Below are 18,491 nucleotides of genomic sequence, written 5' to 3'. Positions count from 1 at the left end.
GGCAGGAAGCGCTCTTCGGTCAGTTCCGCGCGATTCAGGTAACCACGGGCGACCCCCGTCCCGCCGATGTACAGCTCGCCGACGGCGCCGACCGGCACCGGCTGGGCATGCTCGTCGAGGACATAGACGCGGGTGTTGGCAATCGGCTGGCCGATATGCAGGCTGCCACCCGCGTGCAACCGCCCTGAAGTCGCGACCACCGTCGTCTCGGTCGGGCCGTAGTTGTTGACCAGGGCAAAGCCCGGATCCCGGTCGAACTGGCGCAGCCGGTCACCGCCGACCAGCAACGTACGCAATGTCGGATGCTGGCGCTCGCGGCGCAGCGCCTGTTCGGCTACTGGCGTAGGCAAGAAGCTGACCTGCAACGGTTGCTCCAGCCACCAGTCGAGCAGCTCGTCGACATGCTCGCCAGCAATGCGCGCAGGCGGCACGTGCAGCACCGCGCCGCTGCTCAGCGCCGGCCACACTTCCCAGGCCACCGCATCAAAGCCGAAACCGGCCACCGTGCTGGTATGGCTGCCGGCCGCCAGGTCGAAGGCTTCGCAGTGCCAGTGCACCAGGTTGGCCAGGGTGCCGTGCTCGACCATCACCCCTTTGGGTTGGCCGGTGGAGCCGGAGGTGTAGATCACATAGGCCAGCTGATGCGCGTCCAGGCCCGCGACCTGCGGGTTGCTGTGCGCTTCGGTTTGCCAGTCATCATGGTCCAGATCGACCCGTGCAACCTCGCCGAGCAAGTCCCGCGTGCTTGCGTCCGCCAGTACCAGTGCCGGCGCGCTGTCCTGCAACAGGTAGGCAATACGCTCGGCGGGATAGCCAGGGTCCACCGGCACATACGCGGCACCGGCCTTGAGCACCGCCAGCATGCCAACCAGGCGCTCAAGGCTGCGCGGCAGGCACAGGGCAACCCGGTCACCCAGCTGCACGCCACGACGGATCAGGTGGTGGGCCAGGCGGTTGGCGCTGCGGTTCAGCTCGCCATAACTCAGCACCTGGCCATCCTGCACCAGCGCCGCCGCTCGGGGGGCACGGGCGGCCTGGGCTTCGACCAGGGCATGCACGGTCTGGCCCTGCGGGTAAGGCCGGGTGGTGGCATTGAAGGTTTCAAGCACCTGCCGGCGAGCGACTGTGTCGAGGATCGACAGTTCGCTGACGCAGGTAGCTGCGCTTTGCTGCAAGGCCTGACTCAACTGCGTCAATGCCTGGTTCATCCACTGCGCGACACGCTCGGCGCCAAACCCTTCCTGGGCCAGCACACTCAAGCTGAAACCTTCGCCAAGATCATCGACGCTGAGGGTCAGCGGATAGTTGCTGCGTTCTTCACCGCCCAGCAAGCGCACACCCTGTACGCTGGCATCATCCTCGGCAGGCGCGCCGACGCTGCTGTGGCGATAGTTGAACAAGGCGCTGAACAACGGCTGCCCCGCTGCCACGCCGCTGCAGCGCTGGGCCAACGCCAGGGAGGCATGCTCATGCCCAAGCAGCGCCGAAAGCCGCAGATGGGTAACCCGCACCGCCTGCAGCACAGGCGCGTCGAGGTCGATGCGCAGCGGCAAGGTGTTGATGAATACACCCAACGCGCGGTCCGCGCCTTCACCGCCCTGCAGGCGGCCCATCAGCACGGTGCCGAATACCACATCACTGCGGTTGGCCAGCACGCCGAGCACCCGCGCCCAGGCCAGATGAGCCAGGCTCGCGGCGCTAACGCCCAGGCGCCTGGCCTGCTCGCGCAGCTGGCGGGCCAGGCCAGGCTCGACGAGCAGTCGCGCTTCGTCGATGGCGCCCCCATCGCCCTGCACGTCGGCAAGGCCGAGCGGCAAGGTCGGCTCATCGAGATCGCCGAGCATGTCGCGGAAGAACGCCTCGTGAGCGGCGTCATCAGCCCCCAGGCGAGCCTGGGCGACATACGTCCGGTAAGGCACCGGCGCAGGCAGTTGCCCAACATTTCCGGTCAGCAATGCCCGCATCTCGCCGGCAATCACTTCCATGGCCGTGTGGTCCAGGGCCAGGTGGTGGAACTGCAGGATCGCCACCACGCGCTGATTGGCCGGATCATCCGCATACAGCAGGCGCATCAGTGGCGCACGCGACAGGTCAAGACGCTGATGGCGGGCATCGAAGCGCGCCTGCAAGGCATCGATGGGCGAAGCACCGCTCAGGTCGGCGATCTCCGTCACAGCCATCCGCGCCGTACGCCAGACCACCTGGACCGGCTGCTCCAACCCCTCGGTCAGCACCGCGGTCCGCAGGATGTCGTGGCGGTCGATGACTTGCTGCAACGCCCCGGCCCAGGCGTGCAGGCGAGCGAGGCTGTCGAAGGCCAGGCGTGACTGCAGCAGGTACGGGTCGCCCTGCTCGGCACTCAGGTGGTGATAGAGAATGCCCTCTTGCAGCGGTGCCAATGGGTAGATCTCTTGTACGTTGGCGGCGCCGCCCGGGACGCTGGCGACAATGTGGTCGATGCTGGCCTGTTCAAGGTCGATCAGGCTGAGCATGGCCGGCGTGATCTGGCGGGCGCCTTGGGGCACGCGGTTGGCCGGGACCTGCACTTCGCGCCCGCTGCCCACCGCCGCCGCCAGGGCCGCGAGTGTCGGCTGGGCGAACAGCACCCGCACATCGGCACTCAAGCCGGCCTTGCGCATGCGCTCGATCACGCTCACGGCCAGCAGCGAGTGGCCGCCCAGTTCGAAGAAGTGGTCGTGGCGGCCGACGTGCTCGACCTTGAGTACCTCGGCCCAGATCGCCGCGAGGCTGCATTCCACCTCGCCCAGCGGCGCCTCGAAAGCGCGGCTGAGCACGGCATCGCCACCTGGCTGGGGCAGTGCCCGGCGGTCCAGCTTGCCGTTGGCGGTCAATGGCAAGGCGTCCAGGCGCACGTAGGCTGCCGGCAGCATGTAGTCGGGCAGTTGCCCTTGCAGGTGGGCGTGCAGTTCGCCGATGACGGGCGCCGGGTCGCTTGCCGTGAAGTACGCGACCAGGCGCTTGTCACCCGGTATGTCCTCACGCAGCACCACCGCTGTGTCGCGAATGCCGACGCACTCGCCCAGGCGCGCTTCGATTTCGCCAAGCTCGATACGGAAGCCCCGCAGCTTGATTTGCTGGTCGGCGCGGCCCAGGTAACGCAGGGTGCCGTCGGCCTGCCAGCACACCCGATCTCCGCTGCGGTACATGCGCGCGCCGGGCTCACGGCTGAACGGGTCGTCGAGGAAGCGCTCGGCGCTCAGCGCTGGCTGGCCCAGATAGCCCAGGCCAACGCCGTCGCCACCGATGTACAGCTCACCGACGGCACCGACCGGCAGCGGCTGCTGACGTGTGTCGAGGACATAACAGCGAGCGTTACCGATAGGTTTGCCGATCGGAATGCTACCCTCGCCGACCTCGGTGATTTCGTGGGTAGTGCTGAAGGTCGTGGCTTCCGTCGGCCCGTAGCCGTTGAGAAGATGAGCCGGAGCCCCATCACGCAGCACCCGGGCGATCACCGCCGGGTCCAGCACATCGCCGCCGACCATCAGGTAGCGCAGCTTGGCCAGCGCCGGCAGCAGGTCGCCAGCGAACTGGTGGAACAGCCCGGCGGTCAGCCACAGCACGCTGACGCCCTGCTCCAGCAAGACATCGCGCAAGGCGTCGCGCGACAGCACCTGATGCTGGTCGATGACCACCACCGTACCGCCATTGAGCAACGGCGCCCACACTTCCAGGGTGCTGGCGTCGAACGCCGGGTTGGAAGCGAAGGCGACCCGGTCCTGGCGGTTGAAATCGGCGAAACCGTTGTTGATCACCAACCGCACGATGGCACGGTGCGGGACCTGGACGCCTTTAGGGGTGCCGGTGGAGCCTGAGGTGTACATGATATAGGCCGCACTGCCGGCGTTAACCACCCGCCCTGGGGACTGGAGCGGATAGTCCGCTAGCTCGAGCTGGTCCAGTTCAACGCGCTGGGCCTGGCCTACGGCGGGCTCGCCGCTGTGAGTCAACAGCACCTTGGCCTCGCTATCGGTGACCATGAATATCTGGCGTTCGACCGGCGCGTTGCTGTCCAGCGGCACGTACACTGCAGCGCACTTGCTCGCCGCCAGTTGCGCCGCCAGCAGGTCGATGCTGCGTGGCAACAGCAAGGCAACGCGGTCTCCCGGGCAAACGCCGAGGGCCAGCAGGTGATGCGCCAGGCGGTTGGCGCGCTGGTCGAGTTGCTGGTAGCTGAACTGCCGTTGGCCATGGATGACGGCCACAGCGTCCGGGCTGAGCGCGGCAAAGGCACCGAACAGCGTGTGCACGGCGTGCTCGCGAGGGTAATCGCGACGCGTGGCGTTGAAACCGTGCAACACCAGTTCACGCTCCAGGGGCGCCAGGCAGCTGATCTTGTGCAAGGCAGTATCGGGTGAATGCTCCAGGGCCTGCGTCAACTGTGCAATGGCGGTACTCAACAAGCGGCATACTTGCGCCCCGTCCACTTGCTCTACGGCCTGAACCGTCAGGGTCAAGGCATCGCCCAGGTCGTCGACGTTCACCACCAGCGGGTAGTTGCTGCGCTCATGCGCCGCCAGCTGCTCGATACCCTGCCAGGCTTCTCGCAACGCGGTCTTGGCCGGCGCGCTGTGGCGGAAATTGAGCAGGCTGGTGAACAACGGCTGGCTGGCCGGTACGCCGCTGCAGCGTTGCGCAACGGCCAGTGAGGCTTGTTCGTGGGCGAGCAGCCGGGCCAGGCGTTGATGAGTCAGGCGCACGCCTTCGGCAGCGCCGGACGCACCGACACTGATCCTCAGCGGCAAGGTGTTGATGAACATGCCCAGCGCCCGCTCGGCGCCCTCGCCACCCTGCAGTCGACCCAGCAGCACGGTACCGAACACCACCTCCTCGCGGCCAGACAACTGCGCCAGTACTTGGCCCCAGGCCTGGTGAACCAGGCTGGCGACACTGATACCGAGCTGACGGGCCTGCTCGCGCAGACGCTTGGCCAGGCTGGCATCGAGCGCCTGGCGGCTGTCGCGTACACGGCTGCCGTCACTGTTTGCAGTGCGCAGGCCGAAGACTTCCGTCGGTTCGTCGATATCACCCAGCAACTCGCGGAACAGTGTTTCTTCAGCCTGGCTGTTGCCGCCCAGGCGTGCCTGGGCCACATAATTGCGATAAGGGACGCTGGCCTGTGGCAGGGTTTGGTTTTGCAGTACCGCAGTAACTTCTGCGACCAAATGCTCGACGGCGGCGTGGTCGAGGATGATGTGATGGATCAGCAACGTCCCTTCTATGCGGCCTTCGGTTCGGTCAGGCAGCAGGCGGATCAGGGGCGCGGTATTGAGGGGCAGCCCTGTGCTGGGCGCTTCGCCGAGCATGCTCGCCGCAACAGAGGGGACATCGCGCCAGACCACTTGCACAGGCTCCTCGAGGTGCTGCCAGTGGATGCTGGTGCGCAGGATGTCATGACGGGCGATGACCTGGTCCAGGGCAGCGGCGAAGGCGTCCAGTGTGGCCTGGTCGGGGAAGGCGAAGCGCGCCTGCAGCACGTAGGGGTCGGCGCCTTCGCTGGCCAGGTGATGGTAGAGGATGCCTTGCTGCAGCGGCGCCAGGCCGTAGATATCCTGGATATTGCCAATACCGCCGGGAATCTGCGCGATCAGCGTGTCGATCGATGCTTGTGACAGGTCGGCCAGGGGCAGCATGTTCGGGGCGATGTGCGTGCAATCAGCCGGGATACGATTTTTCGGTACCTTGACGCGGGTATCGCCGCCCACGGCAGCCGCCAGCGCAGCCAGGGTCGGCTGGCCGAACAGCACGCGGATATCGGCATGCAGGCCTTGTTGGCGCAGGCGCGAAGTCAGGCTGACTGCCAGCAGCGAATGGCCGCCCAGTTCGAAGAAGTTGTCGTGGCGGCCGACCCGTTCCACGCCCAGCAGTTCAGCCCAGAGGGTGGCCAGCAGGATTTCGGTTTCGCCTTGCGGGGCTTCGAATGGACGGTCCTGGATGGCGTCGGGTTCAGGCAGTGCCTTGCGGTCTAGCTTGCCGTTGGGACTCAGCGGCAACGCTTCGAGATGCATGAACAGCGCGGGCACCATGAACTCGGGCAGGTGTGCGAGCAACAGCGAGCGCAAGGTTTCCGTGGCTTGCGGCTCCCCTGTGTAGTACGCGATCAGGCGTTGATCGCGCGCCACCACCACGGCTTCCTTGATTCCATCGATAGCCGTCAGGCCGGCCTGAATTTCACCCAGCTCGATACGCAGGCCACGGATTTTCACCTGGTCGTCGTTACGACCCAGGTATTCGATGTTGCCGTCGGGCAGATGGCGGGCCAGGTCACCGGTGCGGTACAAACGAGCGCCCGCTCTAGTGCTGAACGGGTCTTCGATGAAGCGTTCGGCGGTCAGTTCGGCGCGGTTGAGGTAGCCTCGGGCGACCTGCACGCCGCCGATGAACAACTCGCCCGCCACGCCCTGCGGCACCGGCTGGCCTTGGCCATCGAGGACGTACAGCGTGGTGTTGGCGATGGGTTTGCCGATCGGGGTGTTGTCCGGTGCCGTGACGCAATGCCAGGCACTGACATCCACCGCGGCTTCGGTCGGGCCGTACAAGTTGTGCAGTTCGACCGTTGGCAGTTGCGTGTGGAAGCGCCGGACCAGGCTGCCTGGCAGGGCCTCGCCACTGCACAGCACGCGTTTGAGGCGGTCAGCGCTTGCTTCACCGTGCGCCAGGAACACATCCAGCATCGACGGCACGAAGTGCAAGGTGGTGACGCCTTCGCGGCGGATCACCTCGCGCAGATATTCCGGATCACGATGCCCGCCAGGGCGTGCCATGATCAGGCGCGCACCAGTTTGCAGGGGCCAGAGGAACTCCCACACCGAGACATCGAAGCTGAACGGGGTTTTCTGCAGCACCACGTCGTCGGCACCGAGGCCGTAGGCGTCCTGCATCCACAGCAGGCGGTTGACCACCCCGGCATGCTCGTTCATCACACCCTTTGGCAGGCCGGTCGAACCGGAGGTGTAGATCACGTAGGCCAGATGACGCGGCGTCAGATCCGTAACGACCGGGTTAGTCGCGGGTTGCTCGCCCCAGGACGGCTGGTCCAGATCGATGACGTGCCCGCTTTCCGGCACATGGCGGGTTGCGGCCTGCACCAGCACCGCCACCGGCGCACTGTCGCTCAGCATGTGCCGCACGCGTTCGGCCGGGTAGTCCGGATCGACCGGCACATAAGCACCGCCCGCTTTCAGAATGGCCAGCAGCCCGACCACCATCGACAGCCCACGCTCGACGCAAATCGCCACGCGATCATCGGGTTTGACCCCCAAACTGATCAGGTGATGTGCCAAGCGGTTGGCTTGCGCGTTGAGCTCCAGATAGCTCAACGCGCCCTCTTCAGCCCGCACCGCCACAGCCTCCGGCGTACGCTCGACCTGTGCTTCAATCAGCCCATGCAGGGTTTGCTCAAGGTCGTAACCCACCGCCGTATCGTTAAAGTCCACCAGCACACGCTGGCGTTCCTCTCGCTCCAGCACGGGCAGCCGCTGCAACGGCAGCTCCGGCTCATACTCCAGGGCCGTGACCATGGCCTCCAGCACCTGGTTCATCTGCCCACAGATCCGCGCTGCGCCTATGTCGGCCGGGGTCATGGCCACCAGACGGAAGCCATCGCCCAGATCATCCACGTTCAGGCTCAACGGATAGTTGGTGCGTTCTTGCCCTTCCAACACCTCGATGCCCTGCCAGGCCTGGCGTTGCTCTGCCGTGCTTGCAGCACCATGGCGATAATTGAGCATCGCGCTGAACAACGGCAACGGCGCCGCAACACCGCTGCAACGCTGGGCCAGTGCCAGGGAAGCATGCTCATGGGCGAGCAGCGCACTGAGGCGCTGGTGGGTCGCATGGGCAGCCTCGCGCAAGCTGACGCCGCCTAGATCGACCCGCAGCGGTAAGGTGTTGATGAACATGCCCAGCGCCCGTTCGGCGCCCTCACCGCCTTGCAGGCGGCCGAGCAACACCGTGCCGAACACCACGCTGTCCTTGCCACTGGCGGCTGCCAGCAGGCGCGCCCAGGCCAGGTGGAACAGGCTGGCGACGCTGATGCCCAGTACACGTGCCTGGCGACGCAGGTCAGCGGCGAGCTCGGCGGACAACGGCAGCTTGGCTTCCTGCATGTCGCGACCATCGCCCTGCACATCGCTCAGGCCGAATGGCAGGGTCGGCTCTTCGACATCGGCCAGCTGGGTGCGGAAGAACACTTCGTGTTCGGCCTGGCTGATGCCCAACCGGGCCTGGGCGACGTAGTTGCGGTAAGGCGCAGGTGCATGCCCAGGGATCGGTTTGCCTTGAAGGAGGGCGACCAGTTCTTCGCCGATGACTTCGAGGGCGGTATGGTCGAGGACAATGTGGTGGAATTGCAGAGTGGCTTCGATGCCTGCTTTGGTCTGGACGTAGAACAACCGGATCAGCGGGGCCTGGCTTAGGTCGAGACTTTGGCTGGCTAGCCCTTCGAAGACAGCGAGCGGCGCCTTGCGCCAGACCACTTGCAACGGTTGCGGCAGGCCGTCCCAAAGCACGGCGGTGCGCAGCACATCGTGACGGGCGATCACCTGCTCCAGCGCGTTGGCGAAGGCTTGCAGGCGTGCAAGGTTGTCGAAGCGCAAGCGCGAGTACAGCACGTACGGATCGTGCTCGGCGGCGCTCAGGTGGTGATAGAGGATACCTTCCTGCAGCGGTGCCAGCGGATAGATGTCCTGCACGTTCGCGGCGCCGCCCGGTACGCTGGCGACGACCAGGTCGATGGCCGCCTGGTCGAGATCGATCAGGCTGAGCAGGTCCGGGGTGATGTGTGTGCAGTGGCCCGGGATGCGGTTCGCCGGCACCGCGACCTGTTGGTTCTGCCCCAGGGTCGCGGCCAGTGCGGCAATGGTCGGTTGGCCGAATAAAGTCCGTACATCGACTTGCAGACCTTCCAGGCGCAGGCGTGCGGTGAGGCTCACGGCCAACAGCGAGTGGCCACCCAGTTCGAAGAAGTTGTCGTGCCGGCCAACTTGCGGGATACCGAGCAGTTCGGCCCACAAACCCGCCAGCAGTATTTCAGTGCTGCCCTGCGGCGCTTCGAATGGGCGTTGTTGTGAGGCGGCATCCGGGGCCGGCAGTGCTTTGCGGTCGAGCTTGCCATTGGGGGTCAGCGGCAGGCTGTCCAACTGGATGTACAGACCTGGCACCATGTGCTCGGGCAGCTGTGCCAGCAGCGCCTGGCGCAGGTTGTCCACCGATTGCTCTGCGCCGGTGTAATAGGCCACCAGGCGTTCGTCGATGGCCAGCACCACGGCTTCGCGTAAATCGCCCACGCGGGTCAGGCACGCTTCGATTTCACCGGGCTCGATGCGCAGGCCGCGGATCTTCACTTGGTGGTCATTGCGGCCCAGAAATTCGAGGTTGCCGTCGGCCCGCTGGCGCACCAGGTCGCCACTGCGGTACAGGCGTTCGCCAGCCACGAATGGGCTGGCAATGAAGCGTTCGGCCTGTTGCTGGGGCAGGCCCAGGTAGCCACGGGTGACGCCGGCGCCGCCGATGTGCAGGTGGCCGGCTACGCCCCAAGGGACGGGCTGGTCGCGGCTGTCCAGTACATAAAGGTGGGTATTGTCGATCGGGCGTCCGATGGGCAGTACCGTCTGTGGCAGCGCCGCACCCGGCTCCAGGGTCCAGACACTGCAGTCGACAGTCGTCTCGGTAGGCCCATAGACGTTGTGCAGCCGCACACCCGGCAGGCGCTGGCGAACCAGAGCGGCCAAGGCCGAGGTCAGCTCGCCGCCACCGCAGACGATGTCGCTGAGGCTGCTGCACGCCGCGCTTTGCGGGTCTTCAAGGAACTGCTGCAGCAACGCGGGTACGAACTGCACCACATTCACCTGCTGCGCCTGGATCAACTGCGCCAGGTAGTGCGCGTCACGCTGGCCGTCCGGGCGGGCCAGCACCAGGCGCAGGCCGCTGCACAGCGGCCAGAACAGCTCCCACACCGAGGCGTCGAAGCTGACCGGAGTCTTGTGCAGTACGCTGCCAGCACACAGGCGCTGGCTCCAATGCACCAGGTTGACCACGTTGCGGTGCTCGACCATGACGCCCTTGGGCACGCCGGTGGAGCCGGAGGTGTAGATCACGTAAGCCAGGTGATGCGCCGCCAGTCCAGGCACCCTGGGTTTGCTGATCGGCTGGGCACCCCAGACCGGCGCATCCAGATCGATCAGCAGCGCTGCCGAAGACGGCACCACCTCGCGGGTTGCAGCGTGCACCAGCACTGCCAGCGGCGCGCTGTCCTCCAGCATGTGGCGGATACGCTCGGCCGGATAACTCGGGTCGACCGGCACATAGGCCCCGCCCGCCTTCAGAATGCCCAAGAGGCCGACCACCAGTGACAACCCGCGTTCGACGCAGATCGCCACACGATCGTCGGGTTTCACCCCAAGCGCGATCAAATGATGCGCCAGACGGTTGGCCTGCTCGTCCAGTTGCCGATAGCTCAGCTCACCTTCGTCAGCCACCAAGGCCAGCGCATCGGGCGCATGACGCACCTGCGCTTCGAACAGGCTGTGCAGTGGCTGCTGCAGGTCATGCCCACGCGCAGTGGCATTGGCTTCGACCAGCAGTTGCTGACGTTCCTGCGCCGGCAAGACGGGCAGCTGCTGCACGGCCAGTTGCGGCTGGTGTTCAAGCGCATCGAGCATGCCGACAATGACCTGAACCAGTTGTTCACAGATCCGCTGCGCCCCCACCTGCGCCGTGACCTGCGCTGTCAAACGCAGGCCATCGCCCAGATCATCGACATTGACACTCAACGGATAGTGACCGTGCCCGCCGCTGGGCAGCGCTTCGATGCCCTCGAGGGCCTCGCGTTGCACCTGCTGTTCGGATGCACTCGCGCCATGCCGGTAGTTGAGCATCGCGCTGAACAAGGGCAAGGGTGCGGCCACGCCACTGCAGCGCTGGGCCAACGCAAGCGATGCATGTTCATGGGCCAGCAGCGCCCCCAGGCGCTGGTGCGCCAGGCGCACGCCATCTCGCACGCCGAGGCCATCGAGGTCCAGGCGCAGCGGCAGGGTGTTGATGAACATGCCCAGGCCACGGTCGGCACCTGCGCCACCTTGCAGACGACCCAGCAGGACCGTGCCGAAAACCACGCTGTCCTTGCCACTGGTGGCCGAAACCAGGCGTGCCCAAGCCAGATGCAGCAGGCTCGCGGCACTCACGCCCAGTTGCTGGGCCTGCTCGCGCAGGCGTTGGTAATGGGTGGTTTGCAGTTGCACGGTGGCCAGGTCGAAATCGCTGGCCTGGGTATCGGTCAGCCCGTACGGCAGCGTCGGTTCGGTGATGTCGGCCAGTTCGGCGCGGAAGAACGCTTCGTGCTCGGCTTCGCTGATGGCCAGACGCGCCTGGGCCACGTAGTTGCGGTACGGCACCGGGGGCTGGGTCGGCGCGTGGCCGCGCAGGTGGTCGCGGATTTCTTCGAGGACCACTTTCATGGCGGTGTGGTCGAGGACGATGTGGTGGAACTGTAGGGTGGCTTCGATGCGTTGCGTGCCAGGGGTGTGGGTGTGCAGTAGGCGGATCAGGGGAGCGGAGCTCAAGTTGAGAGCTGAGGTGTGGCTTTCGTGGGGCAAGACCACAGCGTTGCGCCAGACGACTTGCACGGGCTGGCGCAGGCCGTCCCAGAGCACGGCGGTGCGCAGCACGTCGTGGCGGGCGATGACCTTGTCCAGGGCGTTGGCGAAAGCTTGCAGGCGCGCGGGGCTATCGAACGCGATGCGCCACTGCAGCAGGTACGGGTCTTCGCCGGTAGCGCTGAGGTGATGGTAGAGAATGCCTTCCTGCAGCGGGGCCAGCGGGTAGATGTCCTGCACATTGGCGGCGCCGCCGGGTACCGTGGCGACGATCCGCTCGATGCTGGCCGGGTCCAGCTCGATCAGCGGCAGCATGTCCGGCGTGATCTGCGTGCAGCCCGCCGGGATGCGATTCTGTGGCACTGTCACCTGGCGGCCATTGCCCAACGCCGCTGCCAGCGCGGCCACTGTCGGCTGGCCGAACAGCACCCGCACGTCGGTCTGCAGCCCCTGCTGGCGCAGGCGCTCGATCAGGGTCACGGCCAGCAGCGAATGGCCGCCCAGTTCGAAGAAGTTATCAAAGCGCCCTACCCGCTCGACGCCCAGCACGTCGGCCCAGGTCGCGGCCATGATCGTTTCAGTTTCGCCCAGCGGTGCTTCATAGCCGTGGCTGATCAAGTCAGCGGTATCAGGCTCCGGGAGTGCTCGGCGGTCGAGCTTGCCATGGCTGGTCAGCGGCAGCTGCTCAAGGCGGATCAAGGCCTGCGGCAGCATGTGCGCTGGCAATCTGGCCTGCAGGGCCTGGCGCAGCTGGTCGAGTTGCACGGGTGCGGCCTCGGTGAACCAGGCCAGCAGCCGCTCGCCACGCACCAGCACCACGGCATCCTCGATGCCTGGATGGGCCTGCAGGGCCGCCTCTATTTCGCCCAGCTCCACCCGCACGCCACGGATCTTCACCTGATCGTCGTTACGGCCGAGGTAGTCCAGGGTGCCGTCGGCGTTCCAACGCACCAGATCGCCGCTGCGGTACATGCGTGCAGCGGGCAGACGGCTGAACGGGTCTTCGACGAAGCGCTCAGCGGTCAGTTCGGGCCGATTGAAGTAGCCCCGGGCAATTTGAGCACCGCCGATGAAAAGCTCACCGGTTACTCCGATCGGCACCGGTTGGCGTTGCTCGTCGAGCACGTAGACACGCGTGTTGGCAATAGGCTGACCAATATGCAGGGCGGCGCCAGGCACTACCTTGCCAGAGGTGGCGACGACGGTGGTTTCGGTCGGGCCATAGTTGTTGACCAGTTCGAAGCCGGGGTCGTGGTCGAACTGGCGCAGGCGGTCGCCACCAATCAGCAGGGTGCGCAAGGTCGGGTGCTGGCGGTCGCGGCGCAGCGCCTGCTCGGCCACCGGGGTGGGCAGGAAGCTGACTGCAAGCGGCTGCTCCAGCCACCAGTCGAGCAACTCATCGACGTGCTCGTTGCCGATGTGGGCAGGCGGCAGGTGCAACGTGGCACCGGCACACAAGGCCGGCCAGACCTCCCAGGCCATGGCGTCGAAGCCGAAGCCGGCGACGCTCGACGTGCGCTCGCCAGCATCCAGGGCGAAGGCCTGGCAGTGCCAGTGCACCAGGTTGGCCAGGGTCTGGTGTTCGATCATCACGCCCTTGGGCTGGCCGGTGGATCCGGAGGTGTAGACCACGTAGGCCAGGTGGTGGGCGTCCAGCCCGGCCACTTGCGGGTTATTGTCGAGCGCGTGCCCGGCAGCGGGCTGGTCGAGGTCCAGGCGGGGCACTGCTGCTGGCAGGCCGGTTTGGCCGGACTCGGCCAGCAGCAACGCTGGCGCGCTGTCGCTGAGCAGATACGCGATGCGATAAGCCGGGTAGCCAGGGTCTACCGGCACATAGGCAGCACCGGCCTTGAGCACGGCCAACAGGCCGATCACCCGCTCGATGCTGCGCGGCAGGCACAGCGCAACTCGGTCGCCACGCTGTACGCCACGCTCGATCAGGCGATGTGCCAGGCGGTTGGCGCGCAGGTTCAGCTCGGCGTAGCTCAGGGCTAGCCCTGCCTGGCAAAGCGCCGAGGCATCGGGTGTACGGGCGGCCTGGGCTTCGACCAGGGCGTGCACGGTCTGCCCTTGTGGGAACCCGTGGGCAGTGTCGTTGAAACCGCCGAGCAGTTGTTGACGGGCCGCGTCGCTGAGGATCGACAGGCTTTCCACCGGGGTGTGATGCCCCTGCTCCAGTGCCTGCAGCAACTGCCCCACCGCTGCAGCCATCCATTCGATCACCCTGGCCGCGCCAATACCCTCTAGCGCCAACACGCTGAAACTGAACCCTTCGCCCAAGTCGTTGACGCTCAAGGTCAGCGGGTAATTGCTGCGTTCTTCGCCGCCAAGCAGGCGCACGCCTTCCCAGATGCCCTCGCCTTCGCGAGGCGCGTCGGCGGCACTGTGGCGGTAGTTGAGCAAGGCGCTGAACAGCGGCACGGAGGCCGCTACGCCACTGCAGCGTTGAGCCAGCGCCAGCGGCGCGTGCTCATGGCCGAGCAGTGCCGACAGACTGCGGTGGGTGGCACGCACGGCTGCTTGCGCCGAGGCACGTGTATCGACGCGCAGCGGCAAGGTGTTGATGAACATGCCCAGTGCCCGGTCGGCACCTTCGCCACCCTGCATGCGGCCCATCAGCACCGTGCCGAACACCACGTCGTGGCGGTTCGCGAGCGCTCCCAGCACCCGGGCCCAGGCCAGGTGCATCAGGCTCGCAGCGCTGACGCCAAGCTGGCGGGCCTGGCCGCGCAGGCGTCGGCAGAGGTCGACGTCCAGCGCCTGGAAGGCCGACTCGATGGCGCGACCATCGCCTTGCACATCGGCGAAGCCCAGCGGCAAGGTCGGCTCGTCGACATCCACCAGCATCTCGCGGAAGAACGCCTCATGACCAGCCTGATCCGCCAGCCGCGCCTGGGCCACGTAGTTGCGGTACGGCACCGCCGCCGGCAGGCTCTGGGCCTGACCGAACAGCAGTGCGCGCATCTCGCGGGCGACCACGTCCATGGCGGTGTGGTCGAGGGTCAGGTGGTGGAACAAAAGGATCGCCACAACCTGGTGGTTGGCGGGGTCGAGGCTGTAGTACAGGCGAGTGAGCGGGGCCTGGGACAGGTCCAGGCGATGGTGCCGGGCATCGAAGCGGGCGTGCAGTTGTTCGATGCGTTCGATACCTGGCTCATCGACCAGGTCATCGATTTCGCTGACTACCAGGTCTGCCTTGCGCCAGACCACTTGCAGCGGCTGCGTCAGGCCCTGCCAGAGCACCGACGTGCGCAGCATGTCGTGGCGGTCGATGACCTGCTGCAGCGCGCCGGCCCACGCCAGCAGGCGCTCGACGCTGTCGAACGCCAGGCGGGTCTGCAACAGGTACGGGTCGCCCTGCTCGGCACTCAGGTGATGGTAAAGGATGCCTTCCTGCAAGGGCGCCAGCGGGTAGATTTCCTGCACGTTGGCAGCGCCGCCGGGCACTGTGGCGACAACTGCGTCGATCGTGGGCTGGTCCAGCGAAATCAGGCTGAGCATGTCAGGGTCAATGTGCTCGGCGCCTGGCGGCACACGATTGCCCGGAACGCTTGCCGCCTGGGCAAGCCCAGCCGCACTGGCGAGGGCTGCCACGGTCGGCTGGGCGAACAGCACGCGCACATCGATCACCAGGCCGGCCTTGCGCAGGCGCTCGACCAGGGTCACGGCCAGCAACGAATGGCCTCCCAGCTCGAAGAAATTGTCGTGCCGCCCTACTCGTTCGGCGCCCAGCACTTCGGCCCAGATCGCCGCCATGGTCACTTCGGTGGCACTTTGCGGAGCTACGTAAGCCTGGCCAACCATCAGGCTGCTGTCAGGATCGGGCAGCGCGCGGCGGTCGAGCTTGCCGTGGCTGGTCAGCGGCCATTGTTCCAGGCGGATGAACGCTTGGGGCACCAGTTGCCCCGGCAAGCGGGCCTGCACGGCCAGGCGCAACTGATCGAGGTCGACCGGCACCGTCTCGGTGAACCAGGCCAGCAGGCGCCCTTCGCGCACCAGCACGACGGCGTCTGCGATGCCGGGTTGCAGGGCCAGGGCGGCTTCGATCTCGCCCAGTTCCACTCGCACGCCTCGGACTTTCACCTGGTCGTCGTTGCGGCCAAGGTAGTCGAGCGTGCCGTCGGCGTTCCAGCGCACCAGGTCGCCGCTGCGGTACATGCGGGCGTGGGCCACCTCGCTGAAAGGGTCGGCGAGGAAGCGTTGTTCGGTGAGTTCGGGGCGGTTGAAATAGCCGCGAGCAACCTGCGCGCCGCCGATGTAGAGCTCGCCAGAAACGCCCACTGGCACGGGTTGCAGGCCTTCATCGAGCACATACACGCGGGTGTTGGCGATGGGTTGGCCAATATGCAGGCTGCCGCCTGGGCTGAGCTGTCCGGCCGTAGCGACGACGGTGGTTTCAGTCGGGCCGTAGTTGTTGACCACGGCAAAGCCGGGGTCGCGATCGAATTGGCGCAGGCGGTCGCCACCGATCAACAGCGTGCGCAGGGTCGGGTGCTGGCGGTCGCGGCGCAGGGCCTGCTCGGCCACTGGAGTCGGCAGGAAACTGACCTGCAGGGGCTGCTGCAGCCACCAGTCGAGCAATTCGTCGACATGCTCGTTGCCGATGTGCGCGGGTGGCAGGTGCAGCGTGGCGCCGGCACACAAAGTTGGCCAGACTTCCCAGGCCATGGCGTCGAAACCGAAGCCAGCGACACTGGAGTTGTGCGACCCAGAGACCAGTTCGAAGGCCTGGCAGTGCCAATGCACCAGGTTGGTCAGTGCCTGATGTTCGATCATCACGCCCTTGGGCTGGCCAGTAGAGCCAGAGGTGTAGACCAGGTAGGCCAGTTGCTGCGCGTCGACAGCCGACACTATAGGGTTGCTGTCATCCGCCGCGAACGCCCCGGGTAGATCCAGATTCAGTCGGGGTACGTTCGGCAGGTTTTCGATTGCGGTCGTCGCCAGTACCAAAGTTGGCGCACTGTCTGCCAACAGGTAAGCGATGCGCTCGGCCGGGTACGTCGGGTCCACCGGCACATAGGCGGCACCCGCTTTCAATACCGCCAGCAGAGCGATCAGGCGCTCGGCGGTGCGCGGCAAGCACAGGGCGACGCGGTCACCGACCTTTACGCCCTGCCCGATCACCTTATGAGCCAGCTGGTTGGCGCGCCGGTTCAGTTCGCCGTAACTCAGCACTGCCTCTGCCTGTATCACTGCCGGAGCCTGCGGTGAACGGTCGGCCTGGGCCTCCACCAAAGCGTGGACGGTCTGGCCTTGCGGGCAGACCTGTGTGGTCTGGTTGAACAGCCGCAGCACCTGCTCGCGCTCAAGCGGCGGCAACACGGCCAGGCTTTGCACGGGCGCGGCTGGGTTTTGCTCCAGCGCGTCCACCAGGCTGTCGAGCACCTGCTCGAACTGCCCGCACACGCGCGCCGCGCCCCACTGCGGCAGGCTCTGCACGGTCAGGCGAAGGTCGTCGCCCAGGTCATCGACGCTGACGGTCAGCGGGTAGTCGGTGCGTTCTTCGGCGCCGACGATATCGATGCCCGGCGCCACCGGGATGACGTCGGCGGCATCGCCTGCAGCGCTGTGGCGATAGTTGAGCATGCTGTTGAACAGCGGCGCTGGCGCAGCGACACCGCTGCAGCGCTGGGCCAGGGCCAGTGACGCCTGCTCATGGCCGAGCAAGGCCGTGAGGCGCCGGTGGGTGGCCAGCAACGCATTGCGCACACCCTGCTGGCCGAGGTCGATGCGCAGCGGCAGGGTGTTGATGAACATGCCAAGTGCTTGCTCGCTGCCATCCCCGGTGGTCATGCGGCCGAGCAGGACGCTGCCGAACACCACCGCCTGACGCCCCGACAATTGCCCGACCAGGCGCGCAAAACCCAAATGCAGCACGCTCGCCGGGCTCACGCCGAGTAGCCGGGCCTGGCTGCGCAGGCGTTGGCTGAGGGCCGCCGGCAAGGTCAGGCGCGCCTGCTCCAGCAACGGGTCACCTTTTTCCTGCAGGCCGAAGGCCAGGGTCGGCTCGTCGATGTCTTCCAGCATGTCGCGGAAGAAGCGCTCATGGGCCTGCTCGTCCAGCGCCAGGCGCGCGGCGGCCAGCACATTGCGAAACGGCATCGGCGCCGGCAATTGCGCCGATTCGCCGGCCAGGTGCGCCTGGATCTCGCGGCGCACGATGTCCAGGGCGGTATGGTCCATGACCACGTGGTGGAACATCAGCAAGGCGACCCATGTTTCGCCTTCGCCGCGGGCGTGCATCAACTGCATCAGGGGGGCCTGCTGCAAGTCGAGGCGATAGTGCCGGGGGTCGAAACGTTCGCACAGGCGGGCCAGCGCTTCGCCGCCGTCGACCGCGATGGCCTCGCGAACCAGTGTCGCCTCTCGCCACACCACTTGCACCGGCTCGTCCAGGTATTCCCAATGCAGCGCCGTGCGCAGGATGTCGTGGCGCTGGATCACCCATTGCAGGGCCTCGGCGAAGGCTTCCAGGTGCGCCTTGCTGCTGAAGCGCAGCTGCACTTGAGCCAGGTACGGGTCGCCGTCGCTGGCCGCCAGGTGCTGGTACAGCATGCCCTGCTGCAGCGGCGCCAAGGGGTAGATGTCCTGCACGTTGGCCGCGCCGCCCGGCACGCTGGCGACGATGCGGTCGATGGCCGACTGGTCGAGGGTCACCAGTGGCAACATGTCGGGGGTGATCTGAAACGCCGGGCTGAGCCAGTCGTCATCGCGTTCGGCAAGCATCTCCAGCAAGGCCGGCTTGTGCCGTGACAGCGCCTCCCACAGGTTATCGTCCAGGGTTTCGTCGTCACCCAGGACGATCAGGTCCTGGTCTTCACGCTGGAGTCGGATTGCACGGGTGGAAAGAGCAGCCATCAGTTCGCTGAAGAGCAT

At 66.3% G+C, this 18,491-nt stretch carries 1 protein-coding gene (only partly in view); it reads right to left on the bottom strand.

What is annotated here, in order from left to right; translation table 11 throughout:
• Nucleotides 1-18,491, bottom strand: the 5' portion of a protein-coding gene (locus ACIPZF_RS15085; protein WP_400800688.1) for a non-ribosomal peptide synthase/polyketide synthase. 3,772 nt of this gene lie to the left of the window's left edge; only the first 18,491 of its 22,263 coding nucleotides appear in the window; its start codon is at nucleotides 18,489-18,491; its stop codon lies beyond the left edge, outside the window.

The sequence above is a fragment of the Pseudomonas sp. NPDC089752 genome, from assembly GCF_044748725.1.
GTDB lineage: Bacteria > Pseudomonadota > Gammaproteobacteria > Pseudomonadales > Pseudomonadaceae > Aquipseudomonas.
This window is presented reverse-complemented; position numbering and strand designations above follow the sequence as displayed.